Annotated in this window: 19 protein-coding genes; 12 read left to right on the forward strand and 7 right to left on the reverse strand. The window is 63.0% G+C overall.

Translation table 11 applies throughout. The features are described 5' to 3' along the window. The first annotated feature begins 118 nt into the window (after positions 1-118). The 4 genes from ftsZ (at position 119) to MAB_RS10295 (ending at position 3,462) form a co-directional block, all read left to right on the forward strand. A complete protein-coding gene (gene ftsZ, locus MAB_RS10280; protein ID WP_005080214.1) occupies positions 119-1,282 on the forward strand; it encodes a cell division protein FtsZ in 1,164 nt (387 codons plus the stop codon). Positions 1,283-1,305: 23 nt separating this feature from the next. After that, on the forward strand, positions 1,306-2,013 hold the full coding sequence (gene pgeF / locus MAB_RS10285) for a peptidoglycan editing factor PgeF (protein ID WP_005080213.1): 708 nt from the start codon (positions 1,306-1,308) through the stop codon (positions 2,011-2,013). Then, on the forward strand, positions 2,013-2,732 hold the full coding sequence (locus MAB_RS10290) for a YggS family pyridoxal phosphate-dependent enzyme (protein WP_005080212.1): 720 nt from the start codon (positions 2,013-2,015) through the stop codon (positions 2,730-2,732). Before pgeF ends, MAB_RS10290 begins: the two co-directional genes overlap by 1 nt. Positions 2,733-2,820: 88 nt before the next feature. Next, entirely contained in the window at positions 2,821-3,462 is a 642-nt protein-coding gene (locus tag MAB_RS10295) for a cell division protein SepF (protein ID WP_005074951.1), read from the forward strand. Between the two features lie 72 nt (positions 3,463-3,534). On the opposite strand, the gene MAB_RS10300 is transcribed toward MAB_RS10295, so the two are convergent. The 3 genes from MAB_RS10300 to MAB_RS10310 are packed head-to-tail and all read right to left on the reverse strand — an operon-like array spanning position 3,535 to position 5,096. Continuing rightward, positions 3,535-4,281 carry a DUF899 domain-containing protein gene (locus MAB_RS10300; protein ID WP_005086643.1) on the reverse strand — a complete coding sequence of 249 codons (747 nt, stop codon included), beginning with the start codon at positions 4,279-4,281 and terminating at the stop codon, positions 3,535-3,537. A 9-nt stretch (positions 4,282-4,290) separates the two neighbouring features. Further along, positions 4,291-4,635, reverse strand: coding sequence for an ArsR/SmtB family transcription factor (locus MAB_RS10305; protein WP_005074955.1), 345 nt, complete (start codon positions 4,633-4,635; stop codon positions 4,291-4,293). Further along, on the reverse strand, positions 4,632-5,096 hold the full coding sequence (locus MAB_RS10310) for an SRPBCC family protein (protein ID WP_005110506.1): 465 nt from the start codon (positions 5,094-5,096) through the stop codon (positions 4,632-4,634). Before MAB_RS10310 ends, MAB_RS10305 begins: the two co-directional genes overlap by 4 nt. A 210-nt stretch (positions 5,097-5,306) precedes the next feature. Between MAB_RS10310 and MAB_RS10315 the strand changes: the two genes are divergently transcribed. The 4 genes from MAB_RS10315 to MAB_RS10330 all read left to right on the forward strand — a co-directional run bounded on the left by MAB_RS10315 (position 5,307) and on the right by MAB_RS10330 (position 7,778). Next, positions 5,307-5,600 (forward strand): YggT family protein, encoded by a 294-nt coding sequence (locus MAB_RS10315; RefSeq protein ID WP_005060938.1) that lies wholly within the window; start codon positions 5,307-5,309, stop codon positions 5,598-5,600. Positions 5,601-5,829: 229 nt separating this feature from the next. Continuing rightward, a complete protein-coding gene (gene wag31, locus MAB_RS10320) occupies positions 5,830-6,657 on the forward strand; it encodes a DivIVA-like cell division protein Wag31 (RefSeq protein WP_005080209.1) in 828 nt (275 codons plus the stop codon). A 45-nt stretch (positions 6,658-6,702) separates the two neighbouring features. Continuing rightward, a complete protein-coding gene (locus MAB_RS10325) occupies positions 6,703-7,167 on the forward strand; it encodes a hypothetical protein (RefSeq protein ID WP_005110508.1) in 465 nt (154 codons plus the stop codon). Between the two features lie 14 nt (positions 7,168-7,181). Next, positions 7,182-7,778, forward strand: a complete 597-nt coding sequence (locus MAB_RS10330) for a M15 family metallopeptidase (RefSeq protein ID WP_005110511.1) — start codon at positions 7,182-7,184, stop codon at positions 7,776-7,778. 12 nt (positions 7,779-7,790) lie between these two features. Here the strand turns inward: MAB_RS10330 and MAB_RS10335 are convergent, their stop codons facing one another. After that, positions 7,791-8,765: an MBL fold metallo-hydrolase gene (locus MAB_RS10335; RefSeq protein ID WP_005110512.1), complete on the reverse strand. Its 975-nt coding sequence runs from the start codon at positions 8,763-8,765 to the stop codon at positions 7,791-7,793. 1 nt (position 8,766) lies between these two features. Further along, a complete protein-coding gene (locus MAB_RS10340; protein WP_005080205.1) occupies positions 8,767-9,330 on the reverse strand; it encodes a carboxymuconolactone decarboxylase family protein in 564 nt (187 codons plus the stop codon). Between the two features lie 124 nt (positions 9,331-9,454). Between MAB_RS10340 and MAB_RS10345 the strand changes: the two genes are divergently transcribed. After that, complete coding sequence (locus tag MAB_RS10345; RefSeq protein ID WP_005080204.1) at positions 9,455-10,054, forward strand: TetR/AcrR family transcriptional regulator; 600 nt, start codon at positions 9,455-9,457, stop codon at positions 10,052-10,054. Here MAB_RS10345 and MAB_RS10350 read toward each other — a convergent pair. Continuing rightward, positions 10,029-11,060 carry a LacI family DNA-binding transcriptional regulator gene (locus tag MAB_RS10350; RefSeq protein WP_017206489.1) on the reverse strand — a complete coding sequence of 344 codons (1,032 nt, stop codon included), beginning with the start codon at positions 11,058-11,060 and terminating at the stop codon, positions 10,029-10,031. The two genes, MAB_RS10345 and MAB_RS10350, sit on opposite strands and share 26 nt — an antisense overlap. A 26-nt stretch (positions 11,061-11,086) precedes the next feature. After that, positions 11,087-11,383, reverse strand: a complete 297-nt coding sequence (locus MAB_RS10355; protein WP_021269025.1) for a hypothetical protein — start codon at positions 11,381-11,383, stop codon at positions 11,087-11,089. A gap of 42 nt (positions 11,384-11,425) precedes the next feature. Here MAB_RS10355 and MAB_RS10360 point away from each other — a divergent pair, with 42 nt between their 5' ends. The 3 genes from MAB_RS10360 (at position 11,426) to MAB_RS10370 (ending at position 16,049) form a co-directional block, all read left to right on the forward strand. Then, complete coding sequence (locus tag MAB_RS10360) at positions 11,426-13,231, forward strand: amidase (protein WP_005110516.1); 1,806 nt, start codon at positions 11,426-11,428, stop codon at positions 13,229-13,231. A 167-nt stretch (positions 13,232-13,398) separates the two neighbouring features. Further along, entirely contained in the window at positions 13,399-14,889 is a 1,491-nt protein-coding gene (locus MAB_RS10365) for a purine-cytosine permease family protein (RefSeq protein WP_005110519.1), read from the forward strand. A 131-nt stretch (positions 14,890-15,020) separates the two neighbouring features. Beyond that, a complete protein-coding gene (locus MAB_RS10370) occupies positions 15,021-16,049 on the forward strand; it encodes an agmatine deiminase family protein (protein ID WP_005080199.1) in 1,029 nt (342 codons plus the stop codon). Positions 16,050-16,605 lie beyond the last annotated feature (556 nt).

The following is a 16,605-nucleotide window of genomic DNA, read 5'->3' on the forward strand; positions in this document are numbered from 1 at the left end:
TACCGTTCTGTTTCAGCGGGACAACCTGACATAACTCTAAGCCTGAGGTAGAGGTTGAGAGTTTGCAGAGAGCCCCTCGCTACCTAGACCACAGCAGCAACCAGGGAGGAAGGCGACCATGACGCCTCCACACAACTACCTCGCGGTGATCAAGGTCGTCGGCATCGGTGGCGGCGGTGTCAACGCCGTCAACCGGATGATCGAGCACGGCCTCAAGGGGGTCGAGTTCATCGCCATCAACACCGACGCGCAGGCGTTGTTGATGAGCGATGCCGACGTCAAGCTCGACGTCGGTCGCGATTCCACGCGGGGCCTGGGTGCCGGCGCCGATCCCGATGTGGGCCGCAAGGCCGCCGAGGATGCCAAGGACGAGATCGAGGAGCTCCTCAAGGGCGCCGATATGGTCTTCGTCACCGCGGGCGAGGGCGGTGGTACCGGCACGGGCGGCGCACCCGTGGTCGCCAGCATTGCGCGCAAGCTCGGCGCACTGACCATTGGTGTGGTCACCCGGCCGTTCTCGTTCGAGGGCAAGCGGCGCAGCGGACAGGCCGAACTCGGCATCACCTCGCTGCGGGAAAGCTGCGACACCCTCATCGTCATCCCCAACGACCGGCTGCTGCAGATGGGTGACGCCGCGGTTTCCCTCATGGATGCGTTCCGCAGTGCCGACGAGGTGTTGCTCAACGGCGTCCAGGGCATCACCGACCTCATCACCACACCGGGCCTGATCAACGTCGACTTCGCCGACGTCAAGAGCGTCATGTCGGGAGCCGGCAGTGCCCTGATGGGTATCGGCTCGTCACGCGGCGACGGCCGCGCGCTCAAGGCCGCGGAAACCGCCATCAATTCGCCGCTGCTGGAGGCCTCCATGGAGGGCGCTCAGGGCGTGCTGATGTCCATCGCCGGCGGCAGCGATCTGGGGCTCTTCGAGATCAACGAGGCGGCCTCGCTGGTGCAGGAGTCCGCGCATCCGGAGGCCAACATCATCTTCGGAACGGTGATCGACGACTCCCTCGGCGACGAGGTCCGGGTCACGGTCATCGCCGCCGGCTTCGACGCCGGTGGCCCCAGCCGCAAGCCGATCACCCCCGGCGGGGCGGCGGCACCCGGCACTGTCGCGCCCGGGAAGGCCGGCCAGGTCAACGGCGGTGGCTCGAACGGCACCAGCATCTTCGACACCATCGACGCGCAGAGCCTGCCCAGGGACACCAACGGATCCACGGTGACACTCGGCGGTGGCGACGAGGACGATGTCGACGTGCCGCCCTTCATGCGGCGATGAGCGTACGAACTACCCTCTGACGTATGGGTTTTCGAGTTCGGCGTGTCACCACTACCCGGCGTGGCGGGGTATCGCGCGCTCCGTTTGACAGTTTCAACCTCGGCGATCACGTCGGCGACGATCCCGGTGCGGTGGCCGCCAACCGGTCCCGTCTCGCCGCTGCGCTGGGAGTGCCCGACGATCATTTGATCTGGATGCAGCAGGTTCACGGAGACCACGTGCACCTGGTCGAAGGGCCGGGCACATCAACCATTCCGGAGACCGACGCGCTGGTGACCACCGAACCGGGTATAGCGCTGGCGGTGCTGACGGCCGACTGTGTTCCGGTGCTGTTCGCCGATGCCGCGGCCGGGGTTGTTGCCGGTGCTCACGCCGGACGGGTGGGTGCCAAACTCGGTATCGTGCCGCGGACCATCGACGCCATGGTGGCGGCCGGGGCACAGGTGGAACGCATCTCCGCCTTCCTCGGGCCCGCGGTCAGTGGTCGTCACTACGAGGTGCCGGCCGATATGGCCGCCGATGTGGAGCAGTCGCTGCCGGGCAGCCGTACCACCACATCCGCCGGAACTCCGGGCCTGGACTTGCGTGCCGGAATTGCCCGGCAGCTCTCTGGTTTGGGTGTGCGCGCGATCGATATCGACCCCAGGTGCACGGTCGAGGACCCGGATCTGTTCAGTTATCGTCGGGAGCCCCGCACGGGCCGACTGGCGTCGGTGATCTGGCTCGGCTGATGACGCGCGCCGAGGAATTGAGTGCGGCACTGTGCTCGGTGCGGGAGCGCGTGAGGCGGGCCGCGGAAATCGCTGGTCGAGATCCGGGCGAGATCCAATTGCTGCCCGTCACAAAGTTTTTCCCGGCCAGTGACGTCGAGGAACTGTATCGGCTGGGCTGTCGCGAGTTCGGGGAGTCCCGCGACCAGGAAGCGGCGGCGAAGGTGGCTCTGTTGGATCAGGCCGGGCACGCCGATATCCGCTGGCACATGGTAGGCAACCTGCAGCGTAACAAGGCGAAATCGGTTGCGCATTGGGCGCATTCGGTGCACTCGGTGGACAACGCGAGGCTGGTGACGGCGTTGGACGGCGCACGCGGTGCGGGGGAGAAGCGGGAACCGCTGGGCATCTATCTTCAGGTCAGCCTCGACGGCGACAACGCACGGGGAGGGGTGGATATCGCGGCTGCCGACGAGATTGACCAGCTGTGCGCGCAGGTGGTTGCCAGCGAGCATCTGGAGCTTGCCGGGCTGATGGCGCTGCCGCCCCGGGAGGCCGATCCCGACCAGGCCTTTCGCCGACTCCAGCAAGAACATGAACGTGTCCGTGACCGTTATCCGCAGGCGAACCGTTTATCGGCGGGAATGTCCAACGACCTGGAGGCCGCCATTAAATATGGGTCCACATGTGTGCGTGTCGGAACGGCGTTGATGGGGCAACGACCGCTAACGTCACGGTAGATCGTCACTCCAGTCACATTTGCAACACAGCTGTAGAGACCGAGCGAACAACTGAACTCCATTTAGCCCAAGCACGGAAGGTCACGCGATGAGCACGCTGCACAAGGTCAAGGCCTACTTCGGCATGGCTCCAATGGACGACTACGACGATGAGTACTACGACGACGTCGACGCTCCCGCGCCCCGCCGCGCACCCGTCGAGGATCGCCGGTACCCCCGTCGTGGCGAGCGGTTCGCCGATGATGCCGAGTACGGCTACGACGAGCCCGGCTACCGCGCCGGTGGCCCGGCCGGGTACGCCGACGAGGACCGCTTCGTGTCGCGTCATGCGCCGTCGCGTGAATTCGACCGTCCGGCACCGCGTCTGGGCTCTCTGCGGGGTAGCGCCCCGACTCGCGGCGCGCTTGCCATGGACCCCCGCCGTGCCGCGATCTTCGATGAGGGCAGCCCGCTGTCCAAGATCACCACCCTGCGCCCCAAGGACTACAGCGAGGCGCGCACCATCGGCGAGCGCTTCCGCGACGGCACCCCGGTCATCATGGACCTGGTGTCGATGGATAACGCCGATGCCAAGCGAGTCGTGGACTTCGCGGCCGGGTTGGCCTTCGCGCTGCGCGGTTCGTTCGACAAGGTCGCCACCAAGGTGTTCCTGCTGTCGCCGGCCGATATCGACGTGAGCGCCGAGGAGCGCCGCCGGATCGCCGAGAGCGGCTTCTACTCCTACCAGTAACCAAGCTTGGCTGAATGCGAGCCTGGCACGGATTTCGATGACTGATCTCCGCGCCCGGCTCGCATTCGGCGTTTAGTGGCAAGCCTTGGTGGGCCGCGGATCGTATGGGTCGTCGGGGTCAGGCTCGCCGAACCACCGTGAGGGCTCATGCGTGCCGTATTGGTCGTGCCAGTCCCACCATTCATACGCGGGGGACTGCGGGTAGCCCTCCGGTGAGTCTTCCCAGGTCTCCTGGCGGCCGAGCGCCGTCATATCCAGGAAAGTCCAGGTGTTGTTGAAGGCCTCGTCTCCACGGTTGTTGATGAAGTAGGTGCGATAGACGCGGTCGCGGTCGCGGATGAACGCGTTGTGGCCATGCCAATCCTGTACGCCGAAGTCCCTGTCGAAGCTGCTCTCGGGAACCATGGTGTACCAAGGGATCTGCCAGCCCATCCGGGTCTTGATGCGCTGCAGGTCGGTCTGCCGTCCACGCGAGACATAGACAAGTGTCGTGTCCCGTGCGTTCAGGTGGGCCAGGTTGCCGATGTGGTCGGCCATCAACGAGCAGCCGATACATCCGTGCTCGGGCCAGTCACCGGTGCCCGGGTCGACGAAGGCGCGATACACGATGAGCTGGCGGCGCCCCTGGAACAGGTCGAGCAGGCTGACGGCGCCGTCCGGTCCCTCGAACCGGTAGGAAGTGTCCACCTCGGTCCAGGGCATGCGCCGGCGCTTGGCTGCCAGCGCGTCGCGGGCCCGGGTGAGCGCCTTTTCTTCGACGAGCATCGCCCGGTGCGCGGTTTCCCATTCCTGCGCCGACACGATCGCGGGTGTCTTCATCCTTTTCTCCTAATCTTCGGCTTTCTGTGCACTGCTCAGGCTTTCTGCGATCAGCTTGATCCGCGCCAGCCGTCGATCCCATGCGGCGCCCACTGCGGTGAGCTGTTCGGCGATGCGCGCCACCTGTTCGGCATCGGCGCGATACTGCTTCTCGCGCCCGTGGGTGGTGGCGTGAACCAAACCGGCCTTATCCAGGACGGAGAGATGTTTGGTCACCGCCTGGCGGGTGACCGGCAGCCGATCGCTCAATGTCGTGGCGGTCGCCATGCCGTGGGTAAGGATGAGGTCGAACACCCGCAGCCGGGTCGGATCGCCGACGGCGGCCCACAGGTCGTCGTCGATGACGGCCGTCATGACCGGCTCGCCAGGGCGTCCACGCACGGCGCGAGGCGCGGCAGGTGCCGGGCCCAGCCTTCCTCATGCGCCGCGTACTGCTCGGCGATCTCGGCTTCGGTGCGGCCTTGGTCGCGGAAACCGATCTCGGTCATGCGCACCCGCGTGCCCGTGCCCTCCTGGGTGAGGTCAAAAGTCACCAGTAGCGAATTTTCGGGGTTCGCGGTGTGCCCCTCGGGATAACACCAACGGAACGAAAATCGCCACGGCGGATCCACCTCGACAAGCGTGAGCCCGAAGACGTGGATCTGACCGGCCTCGTCGCCGTTGAAGGAGATCTCGCCGGTCGCGCCGGGAGCCCGGGCGAACTCTGCCTCGTCGGGCCACCACTGCTTCATGTGTTCCGGACGGCTGATGACAGAGAAGACGATTTCCGGTGTCGCTTCGATGTGAAGCTCCCGCTCGATCCGCTCGTATGACATGTCTCTCCCAACTCGCAACAATCGGTTGCGTATCACCGTAGTGCCGACTGCCTCGACATGCAACCACTAGTTGCGTGTCGGACCTTGGCTCGGCACGGTCCAGGGGATTCGTTGTGCGCCAAGCCGTCCGAAGGGGCCTGACGGTAGGCTGGGGCTGTTGTTATCAGAAGCCCGCGCGTGGTAGTTCACGCTTGGCCGGTGAGGGGTCCGTTGGCGCTGTTCTTTGAGATCATTGGTTACGCGCTTTTGCTCTTCTGTTTGCTGCTGTTTGCGCGCATAGTGATCGAGACCATCCAGTCCATTAGCCGCGACTGGCATCCCAGGGGTGCCACGGTGGTGATTTTGGAGCTCATCTTCACCATCACCGACCCGCCTGTGCGGTTATTGCGTCGTCTCATTCCGCCGCTCTCGCTTGGTGCGGTGCGATTCGATTTGTCGATTACTTTGCTGCTTTTGGTCGGATTCTTTGGCATGAAGGTGGCGTTCGTGATGGCGGCTGGCTAAGCCGTTAGCGACGCAGAATTTCGGTATTCAACTCACATCGATCTGGATACGAATGCGCGTCATATGCAAAGCCTCAGAGTATTTTTATGCACGTCAGAGGGATACTTAACGAGCTCTGCTGCGACCGGCGGGTCTGATGTGACAGGATGGACGCCAGTTACAGTGAGACCGCACGTTCGTTTTACACTGCAATACGATTCCAGACGTCGAGACTTGATAGGGGCAGGCAATGCCGCTTACACCAGCTGATGTACACAACGTCGCGTTCAGTAAGCCACCCATCGGTAAGCGTGGATACAACGAGGACGAAGTTGATGCCTTCCTCGACCTGGTGGAGAACGAGCTGGCCCGCCTGATCGAGGAGAACTCGGATCTGCGTCAGCGGGTTCAAGAGCTTGACCAGGAGCTGGCCGAGGCCCGCAAGGGCGGCGGTGCCGCGCCGGTCTACGAGGCACCCAAGCCTGAGAAGAAGCCCGAGCCCGCTAAGCCGGAGCCCACTCCGGCGCCGGTGGTGGCGGCGGCTCCGGCCGGAGCCTCGACCGAGGAGCATCATGTGCGCGCGGCCAAGATTCTGGGTCTGGCACAGGACACCGCGGACCGGTTGACTGGTAACGCCAAGTCCGAGTCGGAAAAGATGCTCGCCGATGCTCGCGCAAACGCGGACCAGATTGTCAGCGAGGCGCGTGCCACCGCCGAAAAGACGGTCACTGAGGCGCGGACCAAGGCCGAGGCGCTACTGTCGGATGCTCAGACCCGTTCCGAGACCCAGCTGCGCCAGGCGCAGGAGAAGGCCGATGCCCTGCAATCCGACGCCGAGCGCAAGCACTCGGAGATCATGGGCACCATCAACCAGCAGCGCACGGTGCTGGAAGGGCGTCTGGAGCAGTTGCGTACATTCGAGCGCGAGTACCGCACCCGGCTCAAGACGTACCTCGAGTCTCAGCTTGAGGAGCTCGGCCAGCGCGGTTCCGCAGCGCCCGTCGACGCCGGTGCCTCGAATGAAAACGCATCCAAGGAAGCCGGTTTCGGCCAGTTCAACCGTGGGAACAACTACTGATCTAGATCGGTCTATGCTCGCGGCACGTATGAGGAGTGATTCGCGATGCTGATCGTCGCATTGGTGTTGGCTGCCGTCGGTCTGGCGGCACTGGTGACCGCCGTGGTCACCAGCAACGAGGTTCTTGCTTTCGTCTGTATTGCCGCGGCAGCCGTCGGTGTGGTGCTCATGATCATCGATGCCATCCGGGATCGGCATGCGGGCGCTCTTGATGCCGACGAGGAGTCGGACGAAGAAGCCGATGTGGACGCGAGTGAGTCCGACGATGCGGATTCTGATCTCGACGCCGACGCCGACGCCGATGCCGACGGGGACGTGAAAGCCGATGCGGCGGAAGCTGATCCGAGTGAGACGTCGGTGCTTCCGCAGGTGTCAGAGAAGTCGGCCCCCGCTGCCGCGGTGAGTCTCAAGGAGGCCGCGACGGCCGCTCATCACCATCCGTCTGCCGAAGAAACGTACGAGCAGTTCGATATCGATGATGAGGACGAAGACGAGCCGCACCGGCCTTGACGGCGAAGCCTCCGATGTCGCGTAGTGCAGTCCTGAGCCTGGCCGCCGTCGCGGCGCTCGCCCCATCTGCTTGCCATTCCGCGGATTCGGTCGCAGGGGACCGGCCGAATGCCACCATCGTCTTGGTGACGGCTCAGACGACGGTGCCCCCGCCGTCCACCCCCAGCACGCTCGGCGAGGAGCCGGATGGGGGCGCTTTGTCGGCTCCGGTCAGCCCGTTCGATACTTCCTCTCTTGCCGTCATCCGGTTGGATCCTTCGCTACTGCGCGCCGTCCAGGACGCTGCCAACAGTGCGGCGGCCGACGGGGTAACCCTTCTGATCACGTCGGGCTGGCGTTCCCGGGCTTTTCAGCAGCAGTTGCTCGACGATGCGGTACAGACGTATGGAAGCCTGGCGGTCGCCCGGCAGTGGGTGGCCACCCCGGATGAGTCGCATCATGTGTCGGGCAAGGCTGTCGACATAGGTCCGGCAGCCGCGTATGGCTGGATGTTGGCGCACAGCACGCAATTCGGCTTGTGCCAGGTCTTTGCCAACGAGAAGTGGCACTACGAACTCACCGCGGATGCCGAGGGGCAATGTCCACCGTTGCGTACCAACGCAGCAGGCTAGCCAGACACGCTTCTACTTCGGGCCGGCGGCGGCCTTGGCGAGCTGACCTGAGATGGATTCGAGTGCCTGGGTGAGGCTTTGGAAGGGGATCTCGGGGTTGCGTTCGTGGTAGATCGCGGTGACGATGATCGGCAAAGTGACCATCGCTTCAGGGTATTTTGCGATATCGATGAGAGCCGTGGCGTCCTGGGCGGGGACGCCCTGGTCATAGAGTCGGTTCGCTTGCTCGTGTAAGTCCGACCAGAACGCGATGCCGCGATCGATGGCCGCGTCGACCTCGGCATCGACGAGCAATGGACCGTGCCCGGGCACAACGATTTTGGCGCCGAAAGCGCGGATGCGCTCCAACGCCACGATCCAGTTGGGGATAGAACCCGACCAGACAACCTTCACGATTCCGCGAGTCAGCAGGTCGCCGGAGAAGAGCACCCTGTGTTCGGGGAGGAAGGCTACTGCGTCGCCGACGGTGTGGGCCGGACCGAGCTCATGCAGTTCTACATCGAGTTTGCCCACCCGAAGCGCCCGCTCGCCGGAGAACGTGGTGTCCGCGGGGCGAACGCGCACTTCATTGAAGTGGAAGGGCTTGGCGAGTGGCGCCAACACGTGCATGTTCGATGCGGGGTCGGAGCTGCCGCCAAGGAGTTCGGCGGTCAGGTCCGCGTGCTCCTGCACCATGAGTGCGCGCGCGGCTTCGGTGGTGATGATCTCGACATCGTCGGCGAATACCTGATTGCCGAAGAAGTGGTCGCCGTCAGTGTGGGTGTTGAACACATATCGCACCGGGGCGGTGGCCGTGTGCCGGCCGAACTCATCAAGCATCTCCCGTGCGTGCCGCACGTCGTAAAGCGTATCTACGACCAGTGATTCGTCATCGCTGACCACCAGGCCCGCGTTGGCCAGTCCGAAACCCTCGTCACCAGAGAGGAAAACGTGTGCGCCGCCGCCGAGCGGGACGAGCCCCTTCTGGAACGCGAAATCTTGTGCCATGTCAGTTCTGCCCTTCGTCTGTGCGCAGTTTGTTCGTAGCGCTGGTGAGGATGTCTCGCGTCTCGCCCTCTCCCTCGGGGCCGATGCCCAGTGTCTTGAGGAAGAGTGCTGTCATCACGTAATGCCCAGTGAGCAGTATGATTTCGGCGATTTCGTTGTCTGAGTAGAACTTCTGGATCACGGCGGTGTCTGCGGGCGCGTTGGTGATCCCGGCGACTAGGTCGCCGACGAAACCGATCAGCGCGTCGAGGCGCTCGTCGCCGAATGAATCTGCTCCAGACACCACGGCGTCGATCACCTCGGCCGGCACCCCCACGCGCTGCGCCTCCGGGGCATGGTGGTGGATCTCGTACTGCGCGTTCGTAATCGCGCCGACACGCAAGATGACCAATTCCCTGGTCTCCGGTGCCAGCCCGCCATCTCTGAAGGAGAGGCCCAATGCGAGATAGGGCTTGGCGCTATTTCTCGTCATCACCAGGCCCCGGGTCAGATTGGCCGGGAACAGATCGAATGCTTCCCGTTGGGTGGGGTTCAAATCGGCCACGGTGGGCAGAACGACGCTCATGGTTTCCCCTTCCTGGGCGGCCTGGCGGCAACAGTAATTCGTAAGAAACGGCCCGTATCTTGCGTGGTTCGATCGTATCACGAGTAAGATACGCAACGTGTCTAACGGAGGCTTGAAGGGAAGTGTGGCCGCGCCACGGGCGGACGTGGGCACGCGGCGGCGCGACGACGCGCTGATGTCAGCCATCCGCGATGCGACGTACGCGGAGCTGCAGGACCACGGCTATGCCGGGGTCACTTTCGAGGGTGTGGCCCGCCGTGCCAAGACCAGCAAGCCGGTGCTGTACCGACGCTACCGATCTCGCGCGCACATGGTCGCCGACGCGCTGCCGACGCTGCGATATCCACCCACGCGGCTCGCATCGGCCACCTCTCTGCGTGAAGACGTGTTGGCACTGTTGGGGGCCTTACTCCGGGAGCTGCACCGGATCGGGGTCGGCAATTACCGCTGCCTATTGGCCGAGGCCGACGACGGGTTGGCCGACGATATGACGACGGCAATCGCCGGATGGGTCGATCAAACGGTCCTGAGGGCCCTGGCCGATGCCCGCGAGCGCGGCGAGATCGGTCCGGAGGACATCCCGTTGCCCGTTGCGACGAGCATCCTCGCGCTCATGCGTCACGAGCTGTTCTTCACCCGCAAGCCTTTTGGCGAGAGCAAGCTCGCGGAATTGTTCGACACCGTCTATCTGCCACTGATCAATCTGACATCGCGCGGCGGATAGCGGGCGGAGATGAAACGCCGGCTATTTTTAGCCGCGCTTGATGAGTTCTCCGGTCGTTCGCAGAGGCCCGCCCTGCGATGATGTCGTGTAGGAATGTCACGGCTTGGTGTCCGAACTCGCGGGGGCGCAGGTCCACGGCGTGGATGTCGGGGTTGGTGAGCTCTGTCGCAGGATCGCCGACAAGGGTCCCGAGATGAAAGTTGCTCCCGACTTCGTGGCCCAGGGACTGTAAGACGGGGAGTGATCGAGCGGCTAGGCCTTGCGCTCCGACCACCAGAGCATCGATTCCCTGGTGCTCCACTATTCCCCGGATGGCTTGCGCCAGTTCAACATCGGTGGGTGTCGCGGAAAGGCGCGTCGCCAGCGGGACGACACCGGCCTTTGCGCACCACTCCTGGTATCCCCGCGAAACATCGAAGACATACGATGAATCGGCCCCCTGGTCGAGAGCCGCCAGGGCGGGACGCTTGCCGCCGGCGGCCCGGATCGCATCGAGTAACAAGGTGACCATTCGGTAGTGGTCGATTTCAATCTCGGCCGCATGGTGGGAAACATCTTTATCCAAGATGCGCCCCACCGTCACGATGGGGACGTTTGAAGTAAGCAACGACTCGAGTGCGGCGTCCCCCGGGACGGGATCAACGGCGATGATTCCGTCTACTTGCGGTGGGCGGCTGCGGTTTTCGCCGGTTAGATGGCGGCCTATGAGCGTCAGGTCGAGGCCCAAAGCTGCCGATTCGTCTGCGGCGCCGAATGCTAACTCCATGTAGAACGATAGATTGCGCACGTCTCCGGGGATGTAGAGGCCGAGGGCGCCGGTCTCGTTGCGTCGCAACAAACGCGCCGCCCTGTTTGAGACATAGCCCATCCGCTCCGCGACGAGGCGAGTCTTCTCCCGTGTTGCCTCCGAAACCCGGCCTGAGCCGCCGAGGGCATCGGCGACCGTCGTCTTGGATAACCCCATTTCCCGCGCTATGTCCACGATGGTTACCGGAGCGCGAGGCATACCTCAGTGTATGCGTTTGAGGCCAATCAGTACCCGGTGACTGAACTGGAACCGGTGCGCTTGTCCGGTGCCCGTGCCACGTAGGCGTTGGCACAAGCCTTGACCGGAAACGTGATGTACCGCATACTTTCGACAACCCGGTGCCGGAACGTTCCGGCATCGGGTGTGAGACGCGGCGCGTACCTCATATCGGGAGGAAAGATCCATGACCTTGGCTTGGCTTCTCGCTGACGGTCATGCGGCCGGCTGCGGAACGGGCATGAATCGATGAACAGCCCGGATCGCTGCGGGAACTGGGGATGGACGTCATCCCGGTCAGACACCGCCGAAGCTATACCGCCCCACATACATTGAGGAACCACACAATGAACTACTCCGGATTCACCGCACAGCCCACTTCCTCGACACGGCGCCCTGACGCTGCCCGTAACGCGGGGGAGTGCCGCGGAAGACCGCTCTTTGAGGTGGTTGAGGCCTCGATTGCCGAGCTTCGCGCCGCACTGGAGTCGGGTGAGACGAGCAGTGCCGAACTCACCCGCGCGTATCTGGAGCGCATCGATGCGTATGACAAGAGCGGTCCGACGCTGAATGCGCTGGTGGTGATAAACCCAGACGCGATGCTCGAAGCTCGCGCATCCGACGCGCGCCGCGGCCGCGGTGAACTGCTCGGTCCTCTGGACGGCATCCCGTATACGGCCAAGGACAGCTATCTGGTGAAAGGCCTCACCGCTGCCGCTGGCTCGCCCGCTTTTGAACACCTTGTCGCGCAACGAGATGCGTTCACGATCGAGCGGCTGCGTGCCGGTGGCGCGGTATTGATCGGGCTGACAAATATGCCGCCGATGGCGAACGGTGGCATGCAGCGGGGAGTGTATGGGCGCGCGGAGAGTCCTTACAACGGTGATTTCTTAACGGCGGCGTTTGGTTCCGGTTCATCCAACGGTTCTGGCACTGCCACCGCTGCCAGCTTCGCGGCGTTCGGGCTCGGTGAAGAGACCTGGTCGAGTGGCCGTTCGCCGGCTTCGAACAACGCTCTTTGTGCCTACACTCCGTCGCGCGGCGTGATTTCAGTGCGTGGTAATTGGCCGCTGGTCCCCACCATGGACGTGGTGGTGCCGCATACGCGTTCCATGGCCGACATGTTCGAGGTGCTCGATGTGATTGTCGCCGACGATGCTGAAACACGCGGTGACTTCTGGCGCATGCAATCGTGGGTCGAGATTCCCGCCGCATCCACTGTGCGACCGGCGTCCTACCCGACGCTTGCCCCCGCGAGTGCGGCGAAAGCCCGTGCGGCTTTGAGGGGCAAGCGGTTTGGGGTGCCGCGCATGTATGTCAACGCTGACCCTGAGGCTGGCACGGGCGAAAGCCCTGGCATCGGCGGGTCCACGGGGCAGCCCATCGTCACGCGGTCGTCCGTGATGGATCTTTGGCGTGTTGCCAAGCTGGATTTGGAAAGGGCAGGGGCTGAGGTGATTCTGGTCGATTTTCCCGTGGTGTCGAACTACGAAGGAGACAGGCCCGGGGCACCGACGATCGGCACACGTGGACTGGTGTCCCCGGAATTCCTTCGTACCGAGACCGGACTGCTGGCAGCCTGGTCGTGGGATGACTTTCTGCGGGCCAACGACGACCCGGCCCTGAACCGTCTTGCGGACGTGAATGGAGAGATGATCTCTCCTCATCCGGCAGGGGCGTTGCCAGATCGCTATGCCGGATTTGACGATGACATCGCTGAATACCCAGCGTGCATTCGGGAAAATGCTGTCTCCGGGCTGGGCGCGATCCCGCACCTTCCGGAGGGTCTGCGAGGACTGGAGGAGACCCGCCGTCTCGATCTGGAGGAGTGGATGGACGGACACCGGCTGGATGCCGTGATATTCCCGGCCTCCGCCGATGTGGGGGCTGCGGATATGGACGTTGACCAGGAGTCGGCTGATAGGGGATGGCGTAACGGGGTCTGGGTGGCCAACGGCAATCTCGTACCGCGTCACTTGGGCATCCCGACCGTGACCGTTCCGATGGGCACTATGTCGGATATCGGCATGCCTGTCGGGCTCACTTTCGCAGGGCGCAGCTACGACGACGCTGCTCTGCTCACCTTGGCTGCGGCGTTTGAAGCAACCGGGATGCGCCGAACCGTGCCTCCGCGCACCCCGCGGCTTGGCTAAGTACTGGGCGGGGGCAGGTAGCACCTGCCCCCGCTCGTGTGGAGGTGCGGAACTACCCGACTCGCTCTTTCAACCCTGGAAGGGAATTTCCATGACTGTGCGCGAATTGCGCGGCATCGCCATCGGCGGCCAGCTGCGTAGTTGTCAAAGGTGCTGGGAGAAGTCCCATGGATGAGATTCAAGCATGTTGCAGCGCAACGTCCTTAATCGCAAGCCGCGAATCGGTCGGGCGGGATCGCGTTGGGGCCATCGAGAGAGCCGGCATTGACTATCTACCAGAGGCGGCCAGGGGATCTTCGCCGAAGAATCTATTCGCGGTCTTCGTCGGAGGGAACCTTGCCTTCTCCACGATCATCTTTGGTTGGCTACCGATCGTCATGGGCCTGACCTTCTGGCAGGCCGTCTCATCGAGCGTGACCGGCCTGCTGATCGGCCTGATGCTCACGGCACCCATGTCGCTGTTTGGGCCCCGTACCGGCACCAACAACCCTGTCTCTTCGGGTGCTCATTTCGGTGTTCGGGGACGTCTTATTGGCTCATCGCTTACCCTGATGTTCGCTCTGGTGTATGCGGCGATCGCCGTCTGGACATCGGGTGAAGCGCTCATTGCCGGTGCCAGCCGGCTTTTCGGCGCACCCCAGAATCACGTAGCCTTCCTTCTCGGCTATGGAGTCATTGCGCTAGAGGTAATCCTGATTGCGCTATACGGTCACGCGACCATCGTGTGGGCTCAGAAGATCATTATCCCTTTGGCGGTCGTTGTTCTCGCTCTCGGCGTGCTCGCGTACGCGCCAAACTTCCATCCGATGGGCAGCGCCCAACACGGGTATGCACTACAAGAATTTTGGCCGACTTGGCTTTTCGCCGTGACGGTCTCGGTCGGAGGGCCGCTCTCGTACGCACCGTCGGTAGGTGACTACACGCGGCGGATTTCACGTAGCAGATATTCCGACCGGCAAATTGCTGTCGCGGTTTCCGCGGGGATTTTTCTGGGTCTATTCTCGACCGCTACGTTTGGGGCGTTCACCGCGTCCACATTTTCCGCACCGACCGCGTCGTATGTCGCGGACATGGTGGCTACTGCCCCCGGTTGGTACGTCGTTCCGTTGCTGATTCTGGCTGTGCTTGGCGGCTGTGGCCAGGGGGTGATCAGCATTTACTCAAGCGGTCTCGATCTTGAGTCGATTGTGCCGCGTCTCAACCGCACTCAGACCACACTCATCGCCTCGGGGATCGCAGTCGTGCTTATGTATCTCGGTGTCGTCGTCACTGATGCGATTGACTCGGTCACGGGCATGACCGTGGTGCTCAATTCCTTTGCAGGATCCTGGGTTGCCATCAATATTTGCGGTTTCTTCAAAGCGAACCGGGGCCAGTACGACCCAAAGGCGTTGCAACGCTTCGGGCAGGATGGCCGCGGCGGCTTGTACTGGTTCTCCCATGGATTCAATGTGCGCGCCGTCGTGCCGTTCATCGCGGGTTCCGGGCTTGGCCTGCTCACTGTGCAGAACGATCTATACCAGGCACCGTTCGCCAATATTGCCGGGGGCATCGATGTCAGTCTGTTGTTGTCAGTTGTGGTTGGCGGCGGCTTGTACTGGCTCGCACAAGTGTCGTGGCCGGCACCGCGCGTCGTGTCGTCCGGAAGTTCCGCGTAGGGCCACGAATCATGTCCGGTTCCCATCGAGACGACGCCCCCGTCGTTACGAAACATTTTGCCCAAAGACCACCTGTTGTAGTGACACCCTCCGGCGTGAGCACCACGTCGGACCATCCCCAAAGGAGTAGCATGACCCCCTTCAGTACATGGCGTATGCCGAGCGAGACCGCTCCCCAGGAGCGCATCTTCATGGGCTTCCCACCTCTTGGCGAGCTGTTCGGTGCCACGCACGATGAGGCGCTAGTTGCCCGTACCGCCTGGTCTGAGGTCGCCAACACTATCGCTGGCTTCTTGCCAGTCGAGATGGTCGTCGCGCCAGGGGACCAAGAGGTCGCACGATCCATGTTGACCTCATCGATTCAGTTACATGAGGCCCCGCTCGATGAGGCCTGGATGCGGGATTTCGGGCCTACGTTCGTGGTGGGAGAGAATGGACAGCTGGGTGCAGTTGACTGGGGTTTCAACGGCTGGGGGCAGCAGCCATCATGCTGGGCAAATGATGCGAAGATTGGTGCCTTTGTGGCGAATCTCGCGGGCGCAGAGCTGGTGTCGTCCGACCTCGTCAACGAGGGTGGCGGAATCCATGTCGATGGTCGTGGCACCGTGTTCCTCACCGACACCGTCCAACTCGATCGGTTCCGTAACCCTGACTGGTCCCGGACGCAGATCGAGCGGGAACTTACCCGCACAATAGGCGTCACATCGTTCGTATGGCTTCATCGCGGGCTGTTTCGCGATGCGCTGCCGGGGGCGACAAGGGGCCACATCGACATTCTCGCTGTGCCTTCCGATGACGCGACATTGCTGCTGCATCGACAATTTGACCCATCCCATCCCGATTTCCACCTCTACAGTGAGTGTCGATCTGTACTGGACGCGGCCCGCACGGCCGACGGTGGGGCCTGGCGGATTCTTGACCTGCCCGCGCCACTGCGGCTCCGGGATGAAGTGACATGGGTTGACTACAGCTACGTGAATCACGTCGTGACAAATGGCGCCGTCATAGCCTGCACCTATGACGATCCAAACGATGAGATTGCCCTCGACGTACTCGCTGAGGCCTACCCCGGACGTGAGGTTGTTGGCGTCGACGCGCGGAACATTTTTCGATACGGCGGCGGAATCCATTGCATTACACAGCACATGCCTGCGGTATAGCGCACGGCAGCGAGGCCCGGTACCTCCGCTTGAGCTGGTACCGGGCCGCGCCCTCAATCCCCTCGGGCGCGAGGCGGATTTATCCACGTATGCAGTGCCGCGGCGAGGGCACGCCAGCTGGGCAAAATGTGTCCGAGGATGAGTTGGTCACCTGCGACACGAGTTGAGATGTTTGATTTGAGTTGTTAACCCGCAGTTTCCTATGGCTGCGGATACGCGGACTCGTCACCGATCACTAGCGCCTGCGCATATGATCCCGTTCTTCTCCTGCTGCGATGCGGTGGGCTTTCTGGTATCAGTGTCGACGGGACGCCGGTTTGTCGCCTACATCTCAAAGAATTTGTCGTGCAACAAATTCAGTCGAGGGATGTAAAAATCGACCGTGGTGCGGGGCCTGCGTCCTTCCTGCATGATCACGGGGTGGGGCAGGGTGTCGCGGGCGTCACAATCACGCTGCGGTAGTGACCCATTCGGTCCGTAGGCGCCGGCCATCGACCTATGGCGCGGGGCGGTCAACCTATAGATGACAGATTTCGTCTACCAGTTGCGAAGGCTA

The sequence above is a fragment of the Mycobacteroides abscessus ATCC 19977 genome, assembly GCF_000069185.1.
GTDB classification, from domain to species: Bacteria; Actinomycetota; Actinomycetes; order Mycobacteriales; family Mycobacteriaceae; genus Mycobacterium; species Mycobacterium abscessus.

Excerpts from the sequence above, each read along its gene's own strand:
- MAB_RS10290 (WP_005080212.1), top strand. The coding sequence starts at position 2,013 with ATGACGCGCGCCGAGGAATTGAGTGCGGCACTGTGCTCGGTGCGGGAG.
- pgeF (WP_005080213.1), top strand. The coding sequence starts at position 1,306 with ATGGGTTTTCGAGTTCGGCGTGTCACCACTACCCGGCGTGGCGGGGTA.
- ftsZ (WP_005080214.1), top strand. The coding sequence starts at position 119 with ATGACGCCTCCACACAACTACCTCGCGGTGATCAAGGTCGTCGGCATC.
- MAB_RS10330 (WP_005110511.1), top strand. The coding sequence starts at position 7,182 with ATGTCGCGTAGTGCAGTCCTGAGCCTGGCCGCCGTCGCGGCGCTCGCC.
- MAB_RS10305 (WP_005074955.1), bottom strand. The coding sequence starts at position 4,635 with ATGACGGCCGTCATCGACGACGACCTGTGGGCCGCCGTCGGCGATCCG.
- MAB_RS10335 (WP_005110512.1), bottom strand. The coding sequence starts at position 8,765 with ATGGCACAAGATTTCGCGTTCCAGAAGGGGCTCGTCCCGCTCGGCGGC.
- MAB_RS10350 (WP_017206489.1), bottom strand. The coding sequence starts at position 11,060 with ATGCCTCGCGCTCCGGTAACCATCGTGGACATAGCGCGGGAAATGGGG.
- MAB_RS10360 (WP_005110516.1), top strand. The coding sequence starts at position 11,426 with ATGAACTACTCCGGATTCACCGCACAGCCCACTTCCTCGACACGGCGC.
- MAB_RS10370 (WP_005080199.1), top strand. The coding sequence starts at position 15,021 with ATGACCCCCTTCAGTACATGGCGTATGCCGAGCGAGACCGCTCCCCAG.
- MAB_RS10295 (WP_005074951.1), top strand. The coding sequence starts at position 2,821 with ATGAGCACGCTGCACAAGGTCAAGGCCTACTTCGGCATGGCTCCAATG.
- MAB_RS10300 (WP_005086643.1), bottom strand. The coding sequence starts at position 4,281 with ATGAAGACACCCGCGATCGTGTCGGCGCAGGAATGGGAAACCGCGCAC.
- MAB_RS10325 (WP_005110508.1), top strand. The coding sequence starts at position 6,703 with ATGCTGATCGTCGCATTGGTGTTGGCTGCCGTCGGTCTGGCGGCACTG.
- MAB_RS10310 (WP_005110506.1), bottom strand. The coding sequence starts at position 5,096 with ATGTCATACGAGCGGATCGAGCGGGAGCTTCACATCGAAGCGACACCG.
- MAB_RS10365 (WP_005110519.1), top strand. The coding sequence starts at position 13,399 with ATGGATGAGATTCAAGCATGTTGCAGCGCAACGTCCTTAATCGCAAGC.
- MAB_RS10340 (WP_005080205.1), bottom strand. The coding sequence starts at position 9,330 with ATGAGCGTCGTTCTGCCCACCGTGGCCGATTTGAACCCCACCCAACGG.
- wag31 (WP_005080209.1), top strand. The coding sequence starts at position 5,830 with ATGCCGCTTACACCAGCTGATGTACACAACGTCGCGTTCAGTAAGCCA.